Here is a 22,631-nt window from a genome sequence, read left to right on the forward strand (position 1 = left end):
GGGCGGATGGCCATTGGGGAGGCCGGTCCGGGTGCGGCGCGGGATGGTTCGCGGCCGGAGAAGCGGCTGGAAGAGACCATGCGCGGCCGGCTCGGCCGGGAATGCGTGTACGTACCGTCGTGCCGTTTCGGGCTGTACGCGGCACTGCGGCACTGGTGCCCGCCGGGCGGCCGGGTGCTGATGTCGCCGGTCAACGACGACGTGATTTTCTTCGTCGTGCTCGCGGCCGGACTGCGGCCGGTGCAGGCGCCGTTGGATCCGCGGGACGCGTCCATCGACATCGACGCCGTGCCCGAGGACGTGTGGGGCTCCCTGTCCGCCGTGGTGACGACGAACCTGTACGGCAATCCGGACCCTGCGCCCGCCCTGCGGGCCCGCTGCGACGCGCTGGGCATCCCGTTGCTGGAGGACGCGGCGCACGCCATCGGCAGCGAGGTGGGCGGGCGGCCGGTCGGCTCCTGGGGCGACGCCTCCGTCTTCAGTCTGTCCAAGCACGTCGGGGCCAAGGCCGGGGGCATCCTCGCGGTCGCCGACCCGGGACTGCGCGAGGCCCTGGAGAAGGCCGGCGACGACCTGCTGCTGCCGCGCCGCGCCACCGCCGAACTCGCCTATCTGGTCCGTCCGTACGCGGAGGCCGCCGTGCGCGGTCTGCGGCTGCGGCGGGCCGCCTGGGCCACGATGCGGCTGCTGGGACTGATGGAGCGCGAGGAGATCCGGATGCCGCTGCGGCCGCGGGAGCTGGCCCGCGCGGTCGCCTCGGCGCCCGGCCTGGACGCGCACGACCCCTGGGTCCGCGTCGACATGCACGACTACCGGTTGCGGTCCGGCCGGCTGCGGCTGCGGCGTATCGAGCGCAGGCTCGACCGGCTGGACGACGTCCTCGACGCCTGCCGGTCGGGGACACAACTGCTGCGGTCGACCCGCTGGGGGCAGCCCGCCGGCGGACGACCGGACGCTCCGGCGCAGCCGCTGTTCCGGGTGCCGCTGCTCGTGGCCGACCGGGACGCCGCGATGCGTGCGCTGGCCCGGCGCGGCATCGTCGTCGGCTACCTCTACGACCCACCGCTGGACGACTACGCCGGCGCGGCCTTCACCGACCCGTCCCCGTCGCCCGAGGGGGCGCGCTGGTTCGCGCGGCACGCGCTGCCCGTGGACCCGCTGCGGGCCCGTGCGGTGATCGCGGCGCTGGAGGAGTCCGGGGTGGGGCCGGCCGAGGCACCGGAAGGGCTGGTTCCGTCCGGTGGCTGAGACCCAGGTGCACGAGACGGCCGCGGCGCCCGCGAGCGACGGTCCGACGCCGGCCGCCGACGGGCGCGGCGGTGACTCGCTCTTCAAGAACGCCTACTTCCTCATGCTCAGCACCGGTGTGTCCGCCGTGCTCGGCCTCGGCTTCTGGCTCGTGGCCGCCCGCTACTACTCGGAGGAGGCCGTCGGGCAGGGCTCCGCCGCCATCGCCGCGATGCGGCTGCTGGCCAGCATCACGGCGACCACGATGATCGGCGCCGTCGTCCGCTTCGTGCCGCGGGCCGGCCGTGCGACCGGGGGGCTGGTATGGCGCGCGTACGCGGCCAGTTCGGTGGTCGTCGCCCTGGCCGCCGTCGTCTTCCTGCTCACCCTCGACCTGTGGGGCGCGTCGTACGCCCCGCTGGGCTCGGCGGGGGCGGGCGCCCTGTTCGTCGCGGCCTGTGTGGCCTGGGCGCTGCTCACCCTCCAGGACGGTGTGCTGACCGGGCTGCGCAAGGCGGAGTGGGTGCCCGCCGGGAACGCGGTGTTCTCGGTCGGCAAGCTGGTCCTGCTCGCCGTCTTCGCCACCACGCTGCCGGTGCTCGGCATCTTCGTCTCCTGGGCCGTGGCCATCGCCTTCTCCACGCTGCCGCTCGGCTGGCTGATCTTCCGGCGCCTCATCCCGCGTCAGGCCGCCGCCGACCACGACGTGGAGCCGCCCAAGGTCCGCGAGATGGGGCGCTTCCTGGCCGGGGACTCGCTGGGGGCGCTCTTCAGCCTCGCGATGATCAACCTGCTGCCGGTGATGGTCGCGGTCAACTTCACCGCCGCGGAGAACGGCTACTTCTACGTCGCCTACACCGTCGGCGGCACCATGGAGTTCATGGCCATCAACATGGCCTCCTCCCTCACCGCCCACGCCTCGCACGACCCGCGCCGCCTCGCCGACGGCGTCCGCGGGGCGCTGCGCCGCATGACGCTGCTGCTGGTGCCGGTCGTCCTGGTGCTGATCGTCCTCGCCCCGCAGATCCTGGCGCCCTTCGACGAGGACTACGCCGAGCACGGTTCCACGGTGCTGCGGCTGCTGGCCCTCGGGGCGCTGCCGCGCATCGTGGTCGAGCTGTACATCGGCGTGCTCCGCGTCCAGGGGCGCACCGGCGTGCTCGCCGCGGTGCAGGGCACCATGTGCGTCCTCGTCCTGGGCAGCGCGGCGATGCTGTTCACGCCGGCCGGGATCGCCGGCGCCGGATGGGCGGTGCTGGGCGGTATGACCGTGGTCGCCGTCGGCTGCGTTCCCGGGCTGCGCGCGGTCCTGCGGGGCGGCGACGGCGGCGGGCCCGGGGCCGGGCCCACACGCTCCGGACCGTCCGAGGGCGCCGGTGTGGGGGCCGGCCACGAGAGCGGACCCGACGCCGCCTACGGCACCCGGTGGGCCCGGTTGAACGCCACCGCCGGGTACGGCACGAGCTGGGCGCGGCGGGCGGCGTACGAGCACGGCTCCCCGGAGGATGCGGCGCGGGAGGACACGGTCACGCTGTTCATAGGGCGCCCGGGGTACGAGCGGGAGGCCCTGGAGGCGGACCCCCTCGCGGTGATCGTCCGGCGGCCCCGGGACCGGGACACCGGGGTGACGCCCGGGGCGGAGACCGACGCGGTCCACGACGACGCCACGGCCGCGCGGCGCGCCGAGCCTTCCGAGCCGGCTGAGCCAACTGAGTCCGCTGAGTCCGCCGTCCCGGCCGGAGGAGCAGCGGCGGGCGGGGCCGAGGCCGGTGGGATCGGCCCGGTTCCCGAGCGGCTGCTGCGCCCCGCCCTGTGGCTGCTGCTCGGCATCGCCGCGGTCGTCCTCCTGGTGGCCGCGCGTGAACTGCCGTGGCTGGGCGGCGGCGTGACCGAGACCCAGCTGACCGGACGGGAACTGCTGCGGGGGCTGCCCCTGCCGGCACTGGTCGCGGGCGCCCTGCTCCTCGTGGTGTTCGTGGCGTCCGTGACGCTGTGCGTCGCGACCGATGCCCGGTTGCCCGGCGCCGCGTTGGGGGCCGCCGTCCTGACCCTGTACGCGGCACCCGTCGCCCTCGGCCGGGAACCGGAGGCAGTCGGTGGGGCGTTCTACACCGGGACGGCCGGTTTTCTGGCGGAAGCGGCGGGTCTGGACGGTCCCGGCCCCCTGCTGCGCTGGGCGCCGCTCGTCCTGCAGTTGCTCTGTCTCGTACCGCTGTGGACGCTGCTCGCGAAGGCGGCCGGCGACCGGGTGTCGTGGCAGGGGCGCTGGGGGGTTCTGTATCTCGCCGCGGTGGCGGGCTGGGTCTGGCGTGCGGAGCTGGCGCCCCTGGCGCCGCCGCTCCTCCTGCTGCTGGGCCTCGCCGCCCTGCTCCTGTCGCTGCGCCGCCCGGTGCCGGCGGGCACCCCGGACGGCACGGAGCACCACCCGCACCGCACCAGACCGAACGGCACATCCAGGGACTGATCGAGCACAGAGCCGAATCGTCAGGGGGGAACCGTCGTGCGTCCGCCAGCAACACCACGGGAGAGATCCGTACCAGAGCCCGCGCCCGGGCCGGAAGCCACGGACGGGTCGCACCGGGCCGCACCGACGCCTCCGGACGCCACGGAAACCGCCGACGGGACCGGCGCCACGAGCGACCCGGCACCCCGCGCGGCGCAGGAGACGCCGACACCGGCGACCTCGCCGGACCCGACCACCGGGCGCTCACCGCAGCCGCCCACCGCGACCGCGACCCAGCCGCCCGCCGCGACCGCGACCCAGCCGCCCACCGCGACCGCCTCGGACCCGGTCACCGCGGCCTCGCAGGAGTCGGCCGCCACAGCCTCGGAGGAGGCGTCCGTCCGGCCCGGCCGGGCGGCCACCGCGCGCGCCCACCACCCCACCGCCCGGGAGCCCTCCACCGCCCCGGCACCCACCACCACCCCGGAGCCCTCCGGCTCCGCCCCCGAGCCGTCCGTGACGGATCTGTCCGACCTCGCCCCCGCCGCCTGGCCGGCCCGCGCGGCCGCCGCCTGGCCCGCGCTGCCGCTGCTCGTCGCACTCGCCCTGTGGGTCTACGCGACACGGCACACCGACGTGTCCGCCCTGGACGACTTCGGCCTGGTCAGCGCCCTGCACCCCACCTTCTGGGCCGGTCTCGCCGTCCTCACCGCGGGTTTCTGGTTCACGGTCCGCGACCGGCGCCGCCCGGGCGCCTGGTCGCTCGCGTACGTCCTGGTCCTGCTGGTGATGGAACGGGCCACCCAGGCCCTCCTCTACCCGACCCCGCTCTACGCGTGGGCGTGGAAGCACGACGCCGTCATCGACCACCTGCTGACCTCCGGCGGCCTCCAGGGCGCGGACCGGCTCGGCGACATGGCGGTCTACGACCAGTGGCCCGGCTTCTTCGCCGCCCAGGCCGCGCTGGTGCGGCTGCTGGGCGTGGACAACGCGGCGATGTACATGGCCTGGTGGCCGCTGGTCTCCAGCGTCCTGCTGCTGCTCCCGCTGCTGCTGATCTACCGGACCTTCACCGAGGACCGGCGGCTGATCTGGACCGCCGTCTGGCTGTTCTGCGTCGGCAACTGGGTCGGCCAGGACTACTTCTCCCCGCAGTCCGTCGCCTTCGCCCTGCACCTGGGCGTCCTCGCGGTCGTGCTGCGCCGCTACGGCCGCTCCGGCGGGCCGCACGGCCGGCAGGGGCAGGCGGTGTGGACCGTGCTGCTCAGCGTGCTGGTCACCGCCATCGTCGTCTCCCACCAGCTGACGCCCGGCATGCTCGTCGTCACCCTCGTCGCCCTGGCCCTCACCCGCCGGTACCGGGACTGGGTCCCGGCGGTGACCACCGTGGTGATCTTCCTGGCCTGGTGCCTCACGGCCGCGCTGCCCTTCCTGTCCGCCGCCATGCCGGACATGATCCGCTCCATCGGCGACATCGGCGCCAACGTGGAGACCGGGTACGGGACCACGCCCACCGGCACCGGTGCGGTGGCGACCTCCTGGGCGGCCCGGCTGCTGTCGGGTTCGGTCCTGCTGCTCGCGCTGGCCGGTGTGGTGCGCCAGCGGGTGCTGCGGCACCGCGCGCTGCCCCTGCTGCTGATCGCCGCGGCGCCGCTGCCGATGTTCGCGGCGAGCAGCTACGGCAGCGAGATGATCTTCCGGGTGCTGATGTTCATGCTGCCCGGCGCCGCCTTCTTCGCCGCCGCCGCGCTGCTGCCCAAGGTCCGCACCCTGGCCGCCGACGCCGCGGCGCGGGACACGGCCCCGCCTTCGCCGGCCACGCGGGCCCGGCCGCGCCGCGTCCCGCTGCCCGCCCTGTCCCGGCCGCGGTTCGGCGTGTGGGTGCCGTTGCTCGTGCTGCTCGCCGGGACCCTGGCGTTCGTGCCGAGCTACTCCGGCAAGGACCGCGTCAACTACTTCCCGCCCCGTGAGGTCGCCCTGGTCCAGCAGCTCTTCGACCAGGCACCGGACGACTCCCTGGTCGTCGCCGCCAACCGGAACTATCCCCTCGCCTACGAGCAGTACTGGCGGGTCGACCACTACTGGTTCCTCGACGACGACCGGCGCCACGTCGACGAGATCGTGCGCGACCCGGCCACCGTCCTGGCCCGCGACATGGCGGCCGTGGAGCCACCGGCCCGCGCCTACTTCCTGCTCACGCGGGGACAGACGGCCAACTCGGAGATGAACGGCCAGCTCGACAGGGCCCAGTTGGACCGCATCCGGGAGTCCGTGGCGTCCTCACCCGCGTTCGAGCTGGTCGCCGAGAACGACGGCGGCGTGCTCTACGTCCTGACACCGGCGAGCTGAGGAGGGACGCGAGCCATGACACCGCAGGACCTCGTGATCCGCATGCTGCCCCCGTTCGGCGGCTGGCTGGCGCTGGCCGCGCTCGCCCTGCCCGGCGGTTCGCCGTTGCGCGGCGCGGCCGTCGCCACCTTCCTGGCCGTCGGCCCGGGCGCGGCCCTGGTCGGCGTCTGCGGCCCGGCGCTGCGGTCCCGTCGCGCGCGGGGCCCCGTCGAGCACCGGGACGACCACTTCGCACGCGACTCCGATCGGCTGGAACGCGTGATGCTGGCCGTCCTGCTGAGCCTGTGCGCCGCGATGCTCGTCGCCACGGTGCTGATCGCCGCTCGGGCCTTCAGCGGCGACCGCGTCCTGCTGACGCTCACCCTGCTCACCACGCTGGCCGCGTTCTGCCCGCGCCTGCGTGCCTCCCCGATGCCCAGCACGGCGCCGGGCGCGGCGCCGAGGACACGGAAGGGTTCCGCTCTGTGAGGTTCGCCCGTCCCGCTCGCCGTACACGCGGGGACTCGACGACGACCGGACAGCACCGCCGGCCCAGGACCCCGGAGGAACGCCGGGCCAGGGGCCGGCGCCGGCTGCTGCTCACCTCCGTCACGGCCACCTGCGCGGTCCTGGTCGCGGTGCTCGCCCTGCGCGACGCCTCCGGCCCGGCCGGCCCGGCCGACGATCCGAAGTGCCGCCCCACCGAACTGCTGGAGCCGCCCTGCGGGGCCTGGTTCGGCGCCTTCGTGCCGCACGACAAGACGAACCTCGCCGACAAGGTGCGGGCCTACGAGAAGAACGTCGGCCGCAGACTCGACATCGTGTACACGTACCACGACATGTCCGCGGTCACGGACACCCGCCTGGAGGGGCAGCTGCTCACCGAGCAGGAGCAGCGCGTGGGCGAGGACCGGATGCTGCTGCTGTCCTGGGAGAGCAAGTGGTGGGGCGGCACGAAGGCGCAGCAGCCCACCTGGAGGCGGATAGCCGCCGGGGACCTGGACGACTCCGTGATCGACGTCCAGGCGCGGCGCGTCAAGGAGTACGGGGAGCGCACGGGGAAGAAGGTGTTCCTCTCCTTCGACCTGGAGATGGACACCCGCACCCCCGGCAACGGCTCCCCGGCCGACTACGTCCGGGCCTACCGGCACATCCACGACCGCTTCCGCGAGCTGGGCGTCGACAACGTGGTGTGGACCTGGATCATCACCGGCTACCTGGACCACGCCGACCTCTTCGAGCAGATGTACCCGGGGGACGAGTACGTCGACTGGATCGGCTACAACCAGTACAACTACTACCTCTGCCACAAGACGGACTGGCTCAGCTTCGCGCAGACCCAGTACGCCACCCACGACTGGGTCCGGGCCAACATCTCCGACGACAAGCCCCTGATGCTGTCGGAGTTCGGCAGCGCCTCCGACCCGGAGCGGCCGGACCGGCAGGCGGAGTGGTACGCGCAGGTGCCCGCGGTGCTCAAGGACCTGGAGGGCGTCAAGGCGGCCCTCCAGTGGAACTACCGCGACCCGGGACCGCACTGCGATCTCGCCGTCGCGGGCGACCGGGCGTGGGCCAGCCTGCGCGAGGTGGCCGCCGACCCGCACCTCAACCAGCCGCTCCGCTGACCCGCGCCCTCACCCCGCGAACTCGGGCCCCCGGAGCACCGCCCGGCCCCGCCGGTACCAGCGCCAGGCGACCGTCCGGGGGCCGTCGCGGTAGGGGGCGATCCGGGCGCCCCCTCCGTCCAGCCACGCCGTCACATCGGCGAGGGTGTGGCTCTGCCGCACGATGAGCCGCGCGATGCGGTACCGCTCGTCGCGGTCCGAGCTGAGCGCGTGCCGCACCGCGGTCGCCGTCTCGTACCCGGCGCGGGCCGACAGCGACCGCACCTTCGCGCTGTTGTAGCCGTGCGGATAGGCGAGGTGGCGCACCGGGTGCCCGAGGGCGTCCTCCAGCACCGCCTTGGACTCGCGCAGTTCGTACGTCAGCTCCCTGGCGGACAGGGTGTCGAGCTGGGCGTGGGTGACGGTGTGGCTGCCGATCTCCATGCCGGAACGTTCCAGCTCCGCCGCCTCGCCCAGCGTCATCATCGGCGCGGGCGGCAACAGGCTCCGGCCGCCCGGGGCGATGGCCCCGGTGGTGAGGTAGGCGGTGGCGGGCAGCGCCCGCTCGGCCAGCGCCTCGGCCGTGGGACCGGGCAGGTCGGCGAAGCCGTCGTCGAAGGTGAGCAGCACCGGCCTGGGCGGCAGCGGTGCCCGCCCGGCGAGGTGGTCGGCGAGCACACTGATCGTGACGGGGGTGCGCCCGCTGTCGACGATCGCGTCGAGATGCGCGGCGAACTCCTTGGGGGAGACGGTGAACTCGGCGATCCACGCGGGCGGGTCGTCCGTCACCGCGTGGTAGAGGAAGACGGGTATGTGCCCGTCCGCCCCGTCGGACGTGTGCGCGGCGCCCTCGTTCATCTCGCCTCCAGCCCGACCGTGCGCAGCGCCCGGCGGGCGCGCAGATAGCCGACCGGGCCGTACAGCATGCCCCGGCGTTGCAGCCGGGACAGCCGGCGTGGCCAGGGATGCGTACGGGAGTCGTGCCCACCGGGCACCCCGGCGCCCGCGCCCCCGCCCGGCACCCCGGCGCCCGCACCCCCGTCCGCCGCACCGGCACCGGCACCGGCTTCCGGGCCGCGCACGGCGGTCAGTCCCCGTGCGTGCGCCAGCCCGCCCGGCACCCGGGCGAGGAAGGCAGGCAGCAGCGCGGGCCGGTTCACGAGGATCGCCGTGAGGTAGGCGGTGAGGCCGGCGCCGTAGCCGTACGCCTGGGTCTCCAGGTCGTGCCAGGTCTCCCGGTGGTGGTGCCACACCAGAGCGCTCGGCGTGTAGCGCAGCCGCCGGCCCTCGGCGAGGACGCGGACGAACCCGTAGAGGTCGTCGCCGCCCCGCGCCCGCGTGCCCGCGCCGGTCGCCGGGTCGAAGCCGCCCACCGCGCGCAGCACCGACGTACGGAAGGCCATGTTGGCGCCGGAGCCGAAGCGGCCCGCGGTGAACGGGAACAGCGGCTCGTCGGCGGGCGGACGCGCCGGGTCGTACGTGCGCGGGACGAAGCCCTTCGCGAAGCCGCCGTGGCTCTCCAGCAGCACCTGGGCGGGGGTGCGCAGCCGCGCGGGCAGGATCAGGCCCGTGGCGCAGCCCAGCCCCGGATCGGCGGCGAAGGGCGCGGTCAGTTCGGTGAGCCAGCGCGGGTCGGCGACCACGTCGTCGTCGGTGAAGGCGACCACCCGGCCGTGCACGGCGGCCAGGCCCCGGTTGTGCGCGATCGCCAGCCCCGGCACCGGTTCGCACACGTACCGCACCCGCTCGCCGTACTTCCGCTCGACCAGCTCCCGCGTCTCCTCGGTCACGGGCGCGTTGTCGACGACGACGATCTCGAAGTCCGGGTGGTCCTGGGCGAGCAGCGAGTCCAGGGCGCGGGCGAGCCGCCCGGCGCGTTCCCGGGTGGCGACCACCACACTGGCGCTCGGCGGCACGGGCAGCGGCTCCGGCGGCGCCTGCGGGGGCAGCTCCCGGGCGAGCCCGGCCAGCACCGCCACGGGATCCGCGCCGTCGGGCACCTGCCCGAGGAGGGTGCCGACGGGCCGCCCCGCCCGCCTGACCAGGACGAACACCGAGCCGGACGTGATCGGTGCGCCGCCCGGCCCCGGTCTCAGCTCCACGCCTTCCGTGTCCGCTGCCCCCCTGCCCTCCGCGCCCCGGGCGCCGGGCAGATCCAGCTCGGCGACCTGCACCGGCCCGATGCTCAGGAACTGCTCGATCTCCCGCCGTGTCTCCTGCCGCGCACGCCGCCCACCGGCCATGCGCCCACCCCCTCGTGGTTGCCCTCCGTGGTGCCCGTCGTCAGGACCGGCGCAGCCGGGCCGCGCCCCGCAGTGTCCGTACCGCCAGCGACGCCAGCCGCGGCCTCGCGCGCACGAAGCCGTGCGCGCGGCGCACCGGTTCGCGGCCGAGCCACTGCAGCGCGGCGCCCGCCCCCGGACGCGTCGCCGCGCCCTCGTAGACGGGGAGTTCGCCGGTCTTCAGCGAGTCCTTGTACTCCGCCGGGCCCCGCCCCATGTCGAGCATGCCGATGCCCTCGGCGGCGGCGGCCTCGGCCATCCGCAGGTGCAGGATCAGCCCCGGCGAGTACTTGGCGAAGTCCGGGTCGTACGCCGGGAACCAGCACGCCAGGACCGTCGTCGAGCGCAGCCCGAAGTGGGCGGCCAGGGGACGGCCGCCGGCGTAGAGCACCGACAGGGTGCCGGTGCACTCCGGCGCCCGGGTCCCGGCCAGCCGTCCGACGAGCCGGGTGATCCACTCCTGGGCGAACCGGTCCCGGCGCCCCGTCCTGCGGTACTGCGCCGACTTCCACGCCATGAGCGTGCGCAGCGCGGCCGGATCGCGCTCGTCGAAGACGAAGCGCACGTCCCCGACCTGGCGGCCGAGCCTCCGCTCCTTGGCCAGGGTGGTCTTCAGGAACTTCGGCGACCGCGCGCGCAGCGCCTTCTCGTACGCCTCGTACCCCTGCTCCACGTCGATGACGTAGGTGGTGTGCTCCTCGACGGCGTGCGGCACGAACAGCCCCTGCTCCGCCTCCAGGTTGTCGAAGGCGAAGCTGGACAGGGAGCAGGCCCGCAGCAGCCGGCGGGTGTCCGGGGCGAGGTCCTGGCGCAGCACCGCGCCCTGGCAGTCGGACACCCCGAGCCCGATCGCGCGGCCCTGCCCCAGGGGTCCGCGTTCGTGCGGCAGGAAACCCGCCGCCTCGCCGCCGTCGTAGACCACCGCCACCCGCGCGCGGGGCCGCACCCGGCCCACGACGTCGGTGAACTCCGGTTCCATGAACGGATTGCGCGGAGCCGTCGACTTGGCGCGCAGCTCGCGCCAGCGTTCCCGTTCCCCCTCGCCCAGCTCCTCCGGCCTGAGCACGCGCACACGTCCGCTGTTCAACCCGACCCCCCGATCAAGTCCCCCCTGGACACAAGGAAGGTACCCCCGGGGCCGTCCGGCCGGTAGGTAGCGGGCCATGTTGTTGCCAACCGGTGCACAGGCCCTTAACCGGCTTTAGCCGATGATGTGCCAGGTTTCGGACACGATCGGGCGTCGTCGTGCGTACTCGGACGTACTCGCCGCCACCTCGTTCGGAAGCGGTCGCCGGTGAGTCGGGCAGGTGCCGCGTCCGTATTCTCTGATCATGGACCGCACCGCATATTCACTCGTCGCCACCGACCTCGACGGCACGCTGCTCCGCGGCGACGACACCGTCTCCGACCGGTCGCTGGCCGCGCTGGCCCGGGTGGCCGGCGCCGGTGCGCGGCACCTGGTGGTGACCGGGCGCCCGGCACCCCGGGTGCGGTCCCTGCTGGAACGCCTCGGCTGCACCGGGCTCGCGGTGTGCGGGCAGGGCGCGCAGGTGTACGACGCGGGGGCGCACCGGATGCTGTGGTCGGTCACCCTGGACCGGGAGCTGGCCGAGACCGCGCTCGGCAAGATCGAGGCGGAGGTCGGGCAGGTGCACGCCGCGGTCGACCAGGACGGCGTCGACGGCCTCACCCTCATCGAGCCGGGATACCTGATGCCCCACCCGACGCTGCCCGCGGTGCGCGTCGACCGGCGCGACGAGTTGTGGGCCACGCCGATCAGCAAGGTGCTGCTGCGCCACCCCGAGCTGTCCGACGACGAGCTGGCGGCGACGGCGCGCGCGGTGGTGGGCTCCCTCGCCACCGTCACCATGTCGGGGCCGGGGACGGTGGAGCTGCAGCCCTGCGGCATCACCAAGGCGACCGGGCTGGCGCTGGCCGCCGAGCGCCTGGGGGTGAGCCGGCGGCGGACGATCGCCTTCGGGGACATGCCCAACGACATCCCCATGTTCCAGTGGGCGGCCCACGGCGTCGCCATGGCCGACGCCCACCCCGAGCTGAAGGCGGTCGCCGACGAGGTCACCACGACGAACGAGGACGACGGCGTGGCCGTCGTCCTCGAGCGGATCTTCCCTACGTCCCCGTGCGGCGCGCCGCGGCGCGCCGCGGCTCAGTAAGCGCCGAAGACGTTGTCGATCGAGCCGTACCGGTCGGCCGCGTAGTTGCAGGCGGCGGTGATGTTGGCGACCGGGTCGTACGGGTCCCAGGAGGTGCCCTCGACGTGGTACGCCTGGAAGGTCGGGTCGATCACCTGGAGCAGGCCCTTGGACGGGGTGCCGTTGACGGCGTTGATGTCCCAGTTGTTGATGGCGAGCGGGTTGCCGGACGACTCCCGCAGGATGTTGCGGTGGATGCCCTCGTACGTGCCGGGGATGCCGTGCTGCGCCATGATGTCGAGCGACTCCCGGATCCACCCGTCGAGGGTGTTCGAGTACGTGGTCGTCGCGGTGGCGGCGGCCGGCGCGGCGGCCGGGGTGGCCGCGGAGGCGCTGGTGGCGCCGATGAGCGGCAGGGCGAGCACGGCGGCGCCGGTGCCGGCCACGGCGAGCTTGCGGGCGAGGCGGGCGGTGCGGGCGTGACGGTTCTGACCGTTGGCAGACATGCTTGAGTCCCTCTCCTTACGCCTGCGAGGTGAGCTGTCGGGTTCGGGCGGGGAGGTGCCCGGCCGGGCCCTCGCGGGCACGGCTTCACCCCTAGCCGTTCCGGTGGTGACCGGTACGGCGACTTACCTGGGTCCCCCGCTCCTGCCGGCGAGTGTGTTGGCGGATGACTGTGCGTCCGGGCGGTGGCAGGATTCGGCGTCCGCCCGACAGGCCGGGAACGTATGCGAGAGCACATGTCCGGAACAAGTGCAGGAATCACCCAACGCGCATGTTGACCTTGGTCTGGGGGGTTTGGGGTGCTTGATCCTTTGCGGCTGCCAAGCGTCAACTCGCTTGCGGGGCAAAGGGAGGGCACAGTCGGCGGCCGGGTTGCCTACAGGTGGCGTGAAGTGAGCCAACTCACGGGCTCCAACAAGACGCCCAAATCGGGCATTCAGGCTAAGTGTGAGTCAATCGGCCGCAGGGCGGGAGGGCTTCACGGAGGGAGGGCGGGAGGGCTTCACGGAGGCAGGGTGCGAGGGCTTTACGGAGCGGGGTGTCGGGCCGGGGGTCTCGCCGGGCGGGCTCCGGAATCGGCCGTTGTCCCGTCTCGTGTTCGTCCGTGCGCCGTGCGGGCATGCGTTCGGGACGGAGGGGAGGGCCGGGTGGGTGACGTACTCGGAGTGCGGGCCGTTGGGAGGGGTGATGTGATCTTCGGTGGCGGCTTTCGGCTCCGAGGATGTCGATCAATATCTGCTCATATCTCCTGATCAAAAACATACCGCGCATGATCCGATACCGACCGGCCTGTAACGGTGGGCGCTAGCGGTGATCGAAACGTGACCGGATACGCTGACTTGAGTGGTGGCAGCGACCTATCGACAAACCAGGTAATCGCCAGTAGACACCAGCAGACAGGAGACCCCTCGTGACCGTCGTCGGGCCGTTCGGGCTGAGCGTGCGGGACCAGGCTCTGGAAGCCGATGTCCAGGCCGGATTGGTCGCGGTCGAGGAAGGGTTGCTTGAGGCAACCAAAAGCGAGGTGCCCTTCATCACGGAGGCCGCCCAGCACCTGGTGCGGGCCGGCGGCAAACGGTTCCGGCCACTGCTGGTGATGCTCTCGGCCCAGTTCGGCGACCCCTACGCCCCGGGCATCGTGCCCTCGGCGGTCGTGGTGGAGCTGACCCACCTCGCCACGCTGTACCACGACGACGTGATGGACGAGGCGTCCGTGCGGCGCGGCGTGCCCAGTGCGAACACCCGCTGGGGCAACTCCGTCGCGGTCCTCACCGGCGACTTCCTCTTCGCCCGCGCCTCCCAGATCCTCGCCGACCTCGGTCCCGAGGCGGTCCGCGTGCAGGCCCTCGCCTTCGAGCGGCTGGTCACCGGCCAGATCCTGGAGACGGCGGGCCCCCAGGACGGGCGGGACCCGGTCGACCACTACCTGGACGTGCTCGGCGGCAAGACGGGATCGCTGGTGGCGGTCTCCTGCCGGTTCGGCGCGATGATGTCCGGCGCCGACGAGACGGTCGTCGACGTCCTCACCCAGTACGGCGAGCGGCTCGGCGTCGCCTTCCAGCTGGCGGACGACGTCCTGGACATCGCCTCCGACTCCCACGAGTCCGGCAAGACCCCCGGGACCGACCTGCGCGAGGGCATCCCGACCCTCCCGGTGCTGCGGCTGCGCGAGCGGGCGGCCCGGCTGGGGCTGGCCGAGGACGTCGCCCTGTGCGAGCTGCTGGACTCCGACCTGTCCGACGACGCGCGGCACGCGGAGGCCCTGCGGCTGCTGCGCGCCCACCCCGCGCTGGAGCAGGCGCGCAAGGACACCGTGCGCTACGCCAAGGACGCCCGGGCGGCGCTGGCCCCGCTGCGGGAGTGCGAGGCGAAGTCGGCGCTGGTGGAGCTGTGCGACGCCGTGGTGCACCGGGCCGGCTGAACCTCCCACCGCACCCGCGGCCGAAGTGACCTGGGTCACGGCCGACGGGTGCGTTCGCGCGCCCGGGGTGCGCCACCCCCTACGGGCGGGGGGAGGCGGGGCCCCTCCGTGTCATCCCGCAGGAGTACGCGGAGTTGAGCCCGCGGTCTGACGCTTCTTCCCGGCCGATTTGGTCAGATGGACACCACGGAAAACACCAATCCTCACCGATTCGGGTGAGAATGGCGGCTCACGGGTGAGACAGCGAGTGCGAGGTCGCGAGACAGCCGCCGCCGACGACGGAGGTAGGGCACAGATGGCACCGATCGATTCCGACGACAACAGGACCGCCGAAGAGGGCGAGGGCCTGCGCGCCGGACGGCGCAAGGCCGCGCGCTACGTCGTCCCGGTCGCGGTGATGGGGGTGGCGGCCGTGACGATCGGGCTGGTCCCCGCGATCGCCGACTCCGGGGACCCCGACCTCCCGAAGGTCACGGCGGAGCAACTCATAGAGAAGATCGCCAAGTCGGACGTCCAGCAGCTGTCCGGCACGGTCAAGATCAGCACGGACCTGGGCCTGCCGGACCTCGGCGGCCTGGAGAGCGGGCTGATGTCCGGCATGTCCGGAAAGCCGGGTGCGTCCGGCGGCGAGGACGGCTCCGCCGCCGACCCGTCGGCCAAGCTCACCGAGCTGGTCTCCGGCACCCACACGCTGCGGGTCGCGGCGGACGGCCCCGACCGGCAGAAGCTGTCGCTGCTGGAGAACGCCGCCGAGTACAGCCTGATCCACGACGGCAAGGACGTCTGGGGCTACGACAGCGCGTCCAACGAGGTCTACCACGCGACCACGTCCGAGGCGCCCGGGCAGCCGGAGAAGCAGGCGAAGCCGGAGAAGGACGTGCCGGCCACGCCGAAGGACTTCGCCGACCAGGCACTCAAGGCGGTCGACGACACCACCTCGGTCACCGTCGACGGCACCGCCCAGGTGGCCGGCCGGGACGCGTACCGGCTGGTGATCGAGCCCAAGCAGGAGGACTCCACGGTCGGCGCGGTCAGCATTGCGGTGGACGCGAAGACGGGCATGCCGCTGAAGTTCACGCTCACTCCGGCGAGCGGCGGCGCCGCCGTCGTGGACGCGGGCTTCACCCAGGTCAGCTTCGCGAAGCCGGACGCGTCGACCTTCGACTTCACCCCGCCCGAGGGTGCGAAGGTGACCGAGGCCGACGAGACGGCCGGTGCCCCGGAGCACGGGCGCGAGCCGGTCGGCGGCGACGCCGCCGAGGGGCTGGACGGGCTGAAGGTCATCGGCGAGGGCTGGAACTCGATCGCCGCCTTCGACACCGGCGGCCAGGGCCTGCCCACCGCCTCCGCGGGCGGTGACGCCGGTGCCCTCTCCGGCTTCCTCGGCTCCTTCGGCGACCAGGTCAAGGGCGACTTCGGTTCCGGCACGGTCTTCAAGACCCGTCTGGTCAACGCCCTGATCACGGACGACGGCAAGGTCTACGCCGGCGCGGTCACCAAGGAGGCGCTGGTGAAGGCGGCCGACGCGGCCGAGTAGCCTCCCCGCCCGCGGCGGCGGACGGCAGCGGCACGCCGCAGTACGAGGCAGCCCGAGGCGGTCCGAGGCAGCACGAGGCAGTACGGACGGTGTGGAGCGGGAGCGAGGAGGAGAGGGAGCCGATGGCCGAAGCGTCCACCGCGGAGCCGGAGCGCACGGAGCACCCGCGGCGGGAAGGTGACGCCGAGGCCGTCATCGCCACCCGCGCGCTCACCAAGCGCTACCGCGGCGGACAGCTCGCCGTGGACGGTCTCGACCTGACCGTCCCGGCGGGCAGCGTCTTCGGCTTCCTCGGCCCCAACGGATCCGGCAAGACCACCACCATCCGCATGCTGATGGGCCTGATCGAGCCGACCTCGGGCACCGCCGCCGTCCTCGGCAGACCGGTGCCGCGCGACACCCGCGCCGTACTGCCCCAGGTCGGCGCCCTCATCGAGGGACCGGCCCTGTACGGCTTCCTCTCCGGCCGGGACAACCTGCTGCGCTACGACGCGGCCGACCCGACCGCCGACCCGCGCACCCGGCGCGAGCGGGTCGGGGCCGCGCTGGACCGGGTGGGCCTGGCGGCCGCCGCCGGCAAGAAGGCGAGGGCGTACTCGCTCGGCATGAAGCAGCGCCTCGGACTCGCCGCGGCGCTGCTCCAGCCGCGCCGCCTGCTCGTCCTGGACGAGCCCACCAACGGACTGGACCCCCAGGGCATGCGGGAGATCCGCACCCTGGTGCGCGAACTCGCCTCCGACGGCACCACCGTCTTCCTCTCCTCCCACCTGCTGGACGAGATCGAGCAGGTGTGCACCCACGCCGCCGTGATGGCGCGGGGGCGGCTGATCACCCAGGGCCCGGTCGCCGAGCTGTCGGCCGGTGCCCGCGGCCGGCTGGTGGTGACCACCCCGGACGTGGGGGAGGCGGCCCGGGTGCTGAAGGAGCAGGGGGCCGGTGACGTGGTCGTCGCCGAGGACCGGGTGACCGCCGAGCCACCCGGCCGGGACCTGGCCGATCTGAACGCCGCGCTCGTCACGGCCGGCGTCCGGGTCCGCGGGTTCGGAGTGGAACGGGCGTCCCTGGAGGACGCGTTCGTGGCGCTGACCGGGGAGGGTTTCGATGTCGCGGGCTGAGGCGCGGCTGCCGGTGCGGGTTCCCGGCCCGCTGTGGTCCCTCGGGCTGCTCCGCAGCGAACTGTCCGTCACCTTCCGGCGCTGGCGCACCCTCGCCCTGCTGGGCGTGCTGGCCGCCGTGCCGGTCCTGGTGGGCATCGCCGTGAGGATCGAGACCAGCGACGGTTCGTCCCTGGGACCGGGGGGCGGCGGCGGTGGTGGGGGACCCGCCTTCATCTCGCAGATCAGCAACAACGGCCTGTTCCTGGTCTTCACCGCGCTCGCCGCGACCCTCCCGTTCTTCCTGCCGATGGCCGTGGGCGTCGTCGCGGGCGACGCGATCGCCGGCGAGGCGAGCGCGGGCACCCTGCGCTATCTGCTCGTGGCCCCGGCCGGCCGGACCCGGCTGCTGCTCACCAAGTACGCCACGGTGATCGCCTTCTGCCTCGCCGCCACCCTGGTCGTCGCCGTCTCCGCGCTGCTGGTCGGCGCGCTGCTGTTCCCGGTCGGCGATCTGATCACCATCTCCGGCACCCGGATCTCCTACGCCGAGGGCCTGGGACGCGCCCTCCTGATCGCCCTCGTCGTCGCCGCCTCACTGATCGGGGTCGCGGCCCTCGGCCTGTTCGTCTCCACGCTGACCGGCAGCGGCATCGCGGCGATGGCGACCACCGTGGGACTGCTGATCACCGTCCAGATCCTCGACCAGATCCCGCAGCTCGACGCGGTCCAGCCGTACTTCTTCTCGCACTACTGGCTGTCCTTCGCCGACCTGATGCGCGAACCGGTCTACTGGGACGACCTGACCCGGAACCTCGGCCTCCAGGCCCTCTACGCGGCGGTCTTCGGCTCGGCGGCGTGGGCGCGGTTCACGACGAAGGACATCACGGCCTGACGCCGCTCGGCACCCGCTGCCCCAGGCGCCATCCGCTCCCCCTGCCGGCACCCCCTGCCCCGGGCGCCACCCTCCGCCCCCGCCCCCCGGGCGACGGCCGTCTCAGCCCGCCGCGGGGCCGACGTCCAGCAGCAGCGCCATGACACCGACCAGCGTGGCACTGCTGACGATCTCCCGGCGGGCGATCATGCCGCCGATCCGGGAGAGGGGGATCCACTCCAGCCGGTCGGACTCGTTGCGCTCGGTCGGGTCGCCGGCCCGTGCGGCGTCGTCCGTGCGGAAGACGAAGTGGCGGGCGTCGGTGATGCCGGCCGCGGGCTCCGCGTAGACCAGTTCACGCAGCGTGCCCGGGCGCCGGCCCGTCTCCTCCTCCAGCTCGCGCGCGGCGGCCCGCGCGGGCTCCTCGCCGTCCTCGACCAGCCCCATCGGCAGCTCCCACGCCCAGGTGTCCGTGACGAAGCGGTGGCGCCACATCATCAGGACGCGCCGCCCGTCGTCGGCCCCCTCGTCGACGGCCGCCGTCACGGCCACGTCGCGCAGCCGCACGACGTGGTAGTCCGTGCGGGTGCCGTCCGGCTGCTCCACGTCCAGCGACCGCAGCCGGACCCACGGGGTGTCGTGGATCTCGCGTTCGGTGTGGACGGTCCAGCGCATCGCGGTCTCCTCCTCCACCGGCAGGGGCGCCGGGCTGCGTGGAGGGTACCTTCGGGGCGCTCGCGCGGGCGCGTTCCGCCGGCGCGCGAGCCGCGCGCAAGGCGCCGCCCAGCAGCTGGAACGAGCCTGTGACACCCCGGTGACGCGAGGATCGCCAGGGAGCGGCGAAACTCGACGGTAGGTGTACGACGGGCATGACAGGCTCTGGACGGACGGGCACGGAAGCCGCCGACGGAAGCCGCCGATGAGTGGGGGAACGATGTCTCGACTCGGCCGCGACAGGCAACGGGGACGCGAGGACGCCGAGCGTCCGCCCGGCCCTGCGGCGGCGCCGATCGACGTCCGGGTGCCGGCGGACGCGTCGGCCGGGTCCGGCGCGCGCAGCGCCTCGGTCGACGGCGCGCTCGTCGTCGCCGCGCCCGGCGAGGAGATCCAGAACGTCGTCCTGGACCGCCTCCACCGCCTCGCCGTCGCAGCCGGTCACCCCGTCCACGCCACGATCCACGACGAGCGCATCGGCTGCTCGGTCCCGCTCCGGATCGACCCGGACGGCTCCAGCCACCTCGCCGGGGACCCGACGCCGGCGGCTCCCGTGCGGCAGGACCGGGCCACGGCGCCCACGACCCCCGTGCGGCAGGACCGGGCCACGCACGTCCTGCGCGCGGTGGAACCGGCACGGGACGGCACCCCCACCTTCCGCCTGTCGTCGGTGGCCGAGCCCCGGCCGACGCCGGTCGCCGGGGACGGCGCGCCGACCTTCACGCTCCGGACCCTGCCGGGAGCCGCGCCCGGCACGGTGGCGCCGCCGACGGGCGAGTTCGGGCCACCGCCCCGGATGGACGGCGGCGCCGCGAACGACGACGTGGTGAACGGGGGCTCCGGGAGCGGGGGCGGGGCTGCGGCCGGTGCCGCCGACACGTCCGCGGAGACGTCCGGGGGCCAGAGCCGTGACGAGGCCGCGACCGGGACCACGGCCGGCGGCACCCCGGCGGCCCGCAGGCCGCTGCTGGTCGTACCCGACACGGACCCCGAGCCCGACCCCAAGCGGACGCCCACCCCCGCGCGCGGCTTCGACGCCGTCGCCGAGGCCGTGCTGGGGGACGGGCCGGTCACCGCCCCCGGTGACGCCACCGCCCCCGCGCTCCTGGCGGAGCCGACGGGGCGCATCAACGAGGCCGTCAAGGAGGGACGTACCCAGGAGGCGGCGCGGCTGGCGGAGCAGACCGTGACGGACGCCTCCGGGACGCTGGGGCCGGAGCACCCCGAGGTACTCCGGCTCCGTGAACTGACCGCCTACATCGCCTACTTGTCCGGCGACCCCGGCCGGGCGTTCCGTCTCTCGCTGGAGCTGGCCCGGATACACCGCCGGGCGGGCGACGCGGAGGCCGCCTACGGCAACGTGCAGAGCGCGGCCACCGCCTGGCGCGCGGTGCGCGATCCGGCCCGCGGACTGGAACTCGGGCGGGACCTGGTGGACCTGTGGGACGAACTCGCCGCCGAGGACGGTCCGGCCGCCCAGGACGCCGAGGAACTGGAGGTGGCCCGCACCCGCATGGGCCGCCTCACCGAGCGCGCCGCGCGCGCCCAGGTCGGCTGACGCGCGTCCGGGCCGGCCGACGTGCGCCCGGGCCGGCTGACGTGCGCCCGGGTCGGCCGAAGTGCACCCGGGCCGGCTGACGTGGGGCCGGGACGGCCGACCGGCCCGGGCTCACCCGCCGCGCGCGGCTACCGCGACAGTTCCCACATCGCGTAGGCGATGGCGTCGCTGTTGCGGTCCAGGGCGGTGTCGTCGATGTTGGCCGTCGTGTCGCACGACGAGTGGTAGCACCGGTCGAACGGCTGGCCCACCGTGCCGCCCCACTTGGCCGCCTGGGCGGACGTCTTCCGGTAGTCGGCGCCGCTGAAGAGGCCCCCGACGGGCACGCCCGCGTTCTTGAAGGGCGCGTGGTCGGAGCGGCCGTCGCCCTCGGTCTCGATCTCGGTGGCGATGCCGAGCCCGGCGAAGTAGTCCTTGAAGGTCTTCTCGATCACGGGATCGTCGTCGTAGACGAAGTAGCCGGGGTTCGGCGAGCCGATCATGTCGAAGTTCAGATAGCCGCTGATCTTCGCGCGGCCGGTGGAGCCGAGGCTGCTGACGTAGTGGCGCGAGCCGACCAGGCCCAGCTCCTCGGCGCCCCACCAGGCGAAGCGCAGGTGCTTGGCGGGCTGGTGGCCCGAGCGGGCCACGGCGAGGGCGGTCTCCAGGACGGCCGCCGAGCCGGAGCCGTTGTCGTTGATGCCGGGACCGGAGGAGACGCTGTCCAGATGTGACCCGGCCATGACAACCTGATTGGCGTCGCCGCCGGGCCAGTCGGCTATCAGGTTGTAGCCGGTGCGGCCGGAAGCGGTGAACCGCTGGACGGTGGTGGTGAACCCGGCCGCGTCCAGCTTGGCCTTCACGTAGTCGAGCGACGCCTGGTAGCCGGGGCGGCCGTGGGCGCGGTTGCCGCCGTTCGCCTGGGCGATGGACTGGAACCGCGCCAGGTGCGCCTTGACGTTGGCTATCGGTATGTCGGGCGCGGCGGCTGCCGCGGAAGCGGGCGCGGGAGCGGTGGCGGGGGCCGCGCCGGCCACCGCTCCGCCGGTCATCAGGGTGGCCACGGCGACGGCACCGGCCGTCAGCGCACGCCCGGAAAGGGGGAGCTTCATGTGGGGGGCTCCGGATTCCTGGGGGGTCCCTGGGGAGGGGACTCCGCTGTGAATGGGGTGCCTGGATGGTGTGGCCGGGACTGACTGCGCGTCAAGACCGGTATCCGGCCATGGTGTCGCGCATATCGGAAGTCCCGGTCGGTCACCTGTGCCGACGCGCGGGCCCCCTCTGCCCCCTAGTGCACGCAGAACTCGTTCCCCTCGGGGTCCGCCATCACGACCCACTCCCCGCCGGGCTCCTTCACCTGGCGCAGCACGCTCGCCCCCAGGGCCTCCAGCCGGGCCACCTCCTCCGCGCGCCGCCCCTCGGCCGCGTGCACATCGAGGTGGACGCGGTTCTTCCCGGTCTTGGCCTCCGGCACCCGCTGGAACAGCAGCCGCCGCCCCAGCCCGGTGCCGCTCTCCTCCTGGTACGGGTCGTCGGGGTGTCGTACGGCGGCCAGGTCCCGCCAGGCGCGGCGGCCGTGGGACTCGACGGTCAGCTCGGGCGGCACGGCCCCGAAGCCCAGCAGCTTCTCGATGAGCGCGCTGTGGTCCTCCACCGTGTAGTGCAGGGCGGCGGCCCAGAAGTCCGCCTGTGCGTGCGGCGCGGTGGCATCAATGACGATCTTGAAGTGGAGGGGTGCGTGCCCCGGGGTCGATGTCATGTAACCAGTTATAGTGGTTACGTGATCGAGCGGGCAATGGAATCGCCGAAACCGTCCCCCGGACTGACGCTGCTGACGCGCGAGGGCAAGCCGTACCGCTTCGACCCGGGTGCGCTGTGCCTGGAGTTGCTGACGACGGGCGGGCCGGGCGCCTACGCGCGGTGGGAGGTGCTGCACCGCCCCGAGGACCTGGTCGACTGGGTCGGCCGCAGCCGGCTGCCGGGCGGGCTGGAGCTGACCGTGGAGCAGGCCGACGTGCGGCGGGCCCGGACCTTGCGGGACGCCCTGTTCCTGCTCACCGCCGACCGGGCCCACGGGCGCCCGCTGCGCCCCGAGCACGTTGCCGTGGTCAACGCGGCGGCCGCCGAAGCGCCGCTCGCCGCCCGCATCGAGGCGGACGGCACCCGCGGCTGGGCTCCCGGTGCCACGGGGGCGCGGCTGCTGTCGACGGTCGCGCGGGACGCGATCGACCTGTTCACCGGACCGTACGCCGACCGTGTGCGGGAATGCGGCGCCGACGACTGCCGGCTGCTCTTCGTCGACACCTCGCGCCCGGGCCGCCGCCGCTGGTGCGCGATGGAACACTGCGGCAACCGCGAGAAGGCCAGGGCGCACCGCGCCCGGCAGGCGCCCGGCACGGGGTGAGGCGGCACG

19 protein-coding genes and 1 riboswitch are annotated in these 22,631 nt (G+C 73.9%); of the genes, 12 read left to right on the top strand and 7 right to left on the bottom strand.

The annotated features are described in order from the left end of the window. Positions 1-78: 78 nt before the first annotated feature. From ACFZP7_RS20455 to ACFZP7_RS20475, 5 genes are read left to right on the top strand one after another with little or no spacing between them, the layout of a single operon-like run. Positions 79-1,248, top strand: a complete 1,170-nt coding sequence (locus tag ACFZP7_RS20455; protein ID WP_046250979.1) for a DegT/DnrJ/EryC1/StrS family aminotransferase — start codon at positions 79-81, stop codon at positions 1,246-1,248. After that, the gene (locus tag ACFZP7_RS20460; RefSeq protein WP_385635132.1) at positions 1,241-3,691 is read left to right on the top strand and encodes a lipopolysaccharide biosynthesis protein; all 2,451 of its coding nucleotides are present in this window, start codon (positions 1,241-1,243) and stop codon (positions 3,689-3,691) included. Before ACFZP7_RS20455 ends, ACFZP7_RS20460 begins: the two co-directional genes overlap by 8 nt. A 36-nt stretch (positions 3,692-3,727) precedes the next feature. Continuing rightward, on the top strand, positions 3,728-6,019 hold the full coding sequence (locus ACFZP7_RS20465; RefSeq protein WP_385635134.1) for a glycosyltransferase: 2,292 nt from the start codon (positions 3,728-3,730) through the stop codon (positions 6,017-6,019). Between the two features lie 15 nt (positions 6,020-6,034). Then, the gene (locus tag ACFZP7_RS20470; protein ID WP_385635135.1) at positions 6,035-6,487 is read left to right on the top strand and encodes a hypothetical protein; all 453 of its coding nucleotides are present in this window, start codon (positions 6,035-6,037) and stop codon (positions 6,485-6,487) included. Then, complete coding sequence (locus ACFZP7_RS20475; RefSeq protein ID WP_385635137.1) at positions 6,484-7,623, top strand: glycosyl hydrolase; 1,140 nt, start codon at positions 6,484-6,486, stop codon at positions 7,621-7,623. Before ACFZP7_RS20470 ends, ACFZP7_RS20475 begins: the two co-directional genes overlap by 4 nt. Before the next feature lie 9 nt (positions 7,624-7,632). Here the strand turns inward: ACFZP7_RS20475 and ACFZP7_RS20480 are convergent, their stop codons facing one another. From ACFZP7_RS20480 to ACFZP7_RS20490, 3 genes are read right to left on the bottom strand one after another with little or no spacing between them, the layout of a single operon-like run. After that, positions 7,633-8,460 (bottom strand): polysaccharide deacetylase family protein, encoded by an 828-nt coding sequence (locus tag ACFZP7_RS20480; protein ID WP_046250984.1) that lies wholly within the window; start codon positions 8,458-8,460, stop codon positions 7,633-7,635. Then, the gene (locus tag ACFZP7_RS20485) at positions 8,457-9,845 is read right to left on the bottom strand and encodes a glycosyltransferase (protein ID WP_385635139.1); all 1,389 of its coding nucleotides are present in this window, start codon (positions 9,843-9,845) and stop codon (positions 8,457-8,459) included. Before ACFZP7_RS20485 ends, ACFZP7_RS20480 begins: the two co-directional genes overlap by 4 nt. A 40-nt stretch (positions 9,846-9,885) precedes the next feature. Then, the gene (locus tag ACFZP7_RS20490; RefSeq protein WP_199807778.1) at positions 9,886-10,950 is read right to left on the bottom strand and encodes a GNAT family N-acetyltransferase; all 1,065 of its coding nucleotides are present in this window, start codon (positions 10,948-10,950) and stop codon (positions 9,886-9,888) included. Between the two features lie 265 nt (positions 10,951-11,215). Here ACFZP7_RS20490 and ACFZP7_RS20495 point away from each other — a divergent pair, with 265 nt between their 5' ends. Next, positions 11,216-12,058: an HAD family hydrolase gene (locus ACFZP7_RS20495; RefSeq protein WP_385635141.1), complete on the top strand. Its 843-nt coding sequence runs from the start codon at positions 11,216-11,218 to the stop codon at positions 12,056-12,058. Here ACFZP7_RS20495 and ACFZP7_RS20500 read toward each other — a convergent pair. Further along, complete coding sequence (locus ACFZP7_RS20500) at positions 12,052-12,543, bottom strand: transglycosylase SLT domain-containing protein (protein ID WP_030977256.1); 492 nt, start codon at positions 12,541-12,543, stop codon at positions 12,052-12,054. The two genes, ACFZP7_RS20495 and ACFZP7_RS20500, sit on opposite strands and share 7 nt — an antisense overlap. Before the next feature lie 5 nt (positions 12,544-12,548). After that, positions 12,549-12,716: riboswitch (cyclic di-AMP (ydaO/yuaA leader) on the bottom strand. Positions 12,717-13,451: 735 nt separating this feature from the next. Here ACFZP7_RS20500 and ACFZP7_RS20505 point away from each other — a divergent pair. From ACFZP7_RS20505 to ACFZP7_RS20520, 4 genes are all read left to right on the top strand, one after another. Further along, on the top strand, positions 13,452-14,462 hold the full coding sequence (locus ACFZP7_RS20505) for a polyprenyl synthetase family protein (protein WP_030977254.1): 1,011 nt from the start codon (positions 13,452-13,454) through the stop codon (positions 14,460-14,462). A 295-nt stretch (positions 14,463-14,757) separates the two neighbouring features. Next, positions 14,758-15,999, top strand: a complete 1,242-nt coding sequence (locus ACFZP7_RS20510; protein WP_385635143.1) for an outer membrane lipoprotein carrier protein LolA — start codon at positions 14,758-14,760, stop codon at positions 15,997-15,999. A 122-nt stretch (positions 16,000-16,121) separates the two neighbouring features. Continuing rightward, the gene (locus tag ACFZP7_RS20515; protein ID WP_031020945.1) at positions 16,122-17,114 is read left to right on the top strand and encodes an ABC transporter ATP-binding protein; all 993 of its coding nucleotides are present in this window, start codon (positions 16,122-16,124) and stop codon (positions 17,112-17,114) included. Then, positions 17,101-17,988, top strand: a complete 888-nt coding sequence (locus ACFZP7_RS20520; protein WP_030977246.1) for an ABC transporter permease — start codon at positions 17,101-17,103, stop codon at positions 17,986-17,988. The genes ACFZP7_RS20515 and ACFZP7_RS20520 overlap by 14 nt, the downstream gene beginning before the upstream one ends. 102 nt (positions 17,989-18,090) lie before the next feature. On the opposite strand, the gene ACFZP7_RS20525 is transcribed toward ACFZP7_RS20520, so the two are convergent. Further along, on the bottom strand, positions 18,091-18,642 hold the full coding sequence (locus ACFZP7_RS20525) for an NUDIX hydrolase (protein ID WP_385635146.1): 552 nt from the start codon (positions 18,640-18,642) through the stop codon (positions 18,091-18,093). Positions 18,643-18,901: 259 nt separating this feature from the next. Here ACFZP7_RS20525 and ACFZP7_RS20530 point away from each other — a divergent pair, with 259 nt between their 5' ends. Beyond that, positions 18,902-20,239, top strand: a complete 1,338-nt coding sequence (locus ACFZP7_RS20530; protein WP_385635148.1) for a tetratricopeptide repeat protein — start codon at positions 18,902-18,904, stop codon at positions 20,237-20,239. A 128-nt stretch (positions 20,240-20,367) separates the two neighbouring features. On the opposite strand, the gene ACFZP7_RS20535 is transcribed toward ACFZP7_RS20530, so the two are convergent. Both ACFZP7_RS20535 and ACFZP7_RS20540 read right to left on the bottom strand, forming a co-directional pair. After that, positions 20,368-21,330: a M28 family metallopeptidase gene (locus ACFZP7_RS20535; RefSeq protein WP_019328389.1), complete on the bottom strand. Its 963-nt coding sequence runs from the start codon at positions 21,328-21,330 to the stop codon at positions 20,368-20,370. A gap of 176 nt (positions 21,331-21,506) precedes the next feature. Then, positions 21,507-21,977, bottom strand: coding sequence for a VOC family protein (locus ACFZP7_RS20540; RefSeq protein WP_125770174.1), 471 nt, complete (start codon positions 21,975-21,977; stop codon positions 21,507-21,509). Between the two features lie 36 nt (positions 21,978-22,013). Between ACFZP7_RS20540 and ACFZP7_RS20545 the strand changes: the two genes are divergently transcribed. Beyond that, the gene (locus ACFZP7_RS20545) at positions 22,014-22,622 is read left to right on the top strand and encodes an ABATE domain-containing protein (RefSeq protein WP_175461776.1); all 609 of its coding nucleotides are present in this window, start codon (positions 22,014-22,016) and stop codon (positions 22,620-22,622) included. The last annotated feature ends 9 nt before the right edge of the window (positions 22,623-22,631 follow it).

The organism is Streptomyces sp. SudanB5_2050 (assembly GCF_964272335.1).
GTDB lineage: Bacteria > Actinomycetota > Actinomycetes > Streptomycetales > Streptomycetaceae > Streptomyces > Streptomyces rochei.

Coding starts and splice junctions, on each gene's coding strand:
- ACFZP7_RS20455 (WP_046250979.1), top strand. CDS start 79: ATGCGCGGCCGGCTCGGCCGGGAATGCGTGTACGTACCGTCGTGCCGT.
- ACFZP7_RS20470 (WP_385635135.1), top strand. CDS start 6,035: ATGACACCGCAGGACCTCGTGATCCGCATGCTGCCCCCGTTCGGCGGC.
- ACFZP7_RS20480 (WP_046250984.1), bottom strand. CDS start 8,460: ATGAACGAGGGCGCCGCGCACACGTCCGACGGGGCGGACGGGCACATA.
- ACFZP7_RS20485 (WP_385635139.1), bottom strand. CDS start 9,845: ATGGCCGGTGGGCGGCGTGCGCGGCAGGAGACACGGCGGGAGATCGAG.
- ACFZP7_RS20495 (WP_385635141.1), top strand. CDS start 11,216: ATGGACCGCACCGCATATTCACTCGTCGCCACCGACCTCGACGGCACG.
- ACFZP7_RS20500 (WP_030977256.1), bottom strand. CDS start 12,543: ATGTCTGCCAACGGTCAGAACCGTCACGCCCGCACCGCCCGCCTCGCC.
- ACFZP7_RS20510 (WP_385635143.1), top strand. CDS start 14,758: ATGGCACCGATCGATTCCGACGACAACAGGACCGCCGAAGAGGGCGAG.
- ACFZP7_RS20515 (WP_031020945.1), top strand. CDS start 16,122: ATGGCCGAAGCGTCCACCGCGGAGCCGGAGCGCACGGAGCACCCGCGG.
- ACFZP7_RS20520 (WP_030977246.1), top strand. CDS start 17,101: ATGTCGCGGGCTGAGGCGCGGCTGCCGGTGCGGGTTCCCGGCCCGCTG.
- ACFZP7_RS20525 (WP_385635146.1), bottom strand. CDS start 18,642: ATGCGCTGGACCGTCCACACCGAACGCGAGATCCACGACACCCCGTGG.
- ACFZP7_RS20530 (WP_385635148.1), top strand. CDS start 18,902: ATGTCTCGACTCGGCCGCGACAGGCAACGGGGACGCGAGGACGCCGAG.
- ACFZP7_RS20535 (WP_019328389.1), bottom strand. CDS start 21,330: ATGAAGCTCCCCCTTTCCGGGCGTGCGCTGACGGCCGGTGCCGTCGCC.
- ACFZP7_RS20540 (WP_125770174.1), bottom strand. CDS start 21,977: ATGACATCGACCCCGGGGCACGCACCCCTCCACTTCAAGATCGTCATT.
- ACFZP7_RS20545 (WP_175461776.1), top strand. CDS start 22,014: ATGGAATCGCCGAAACCGTCCCCCGGACTGACGCTGCTGACGCGCGAG.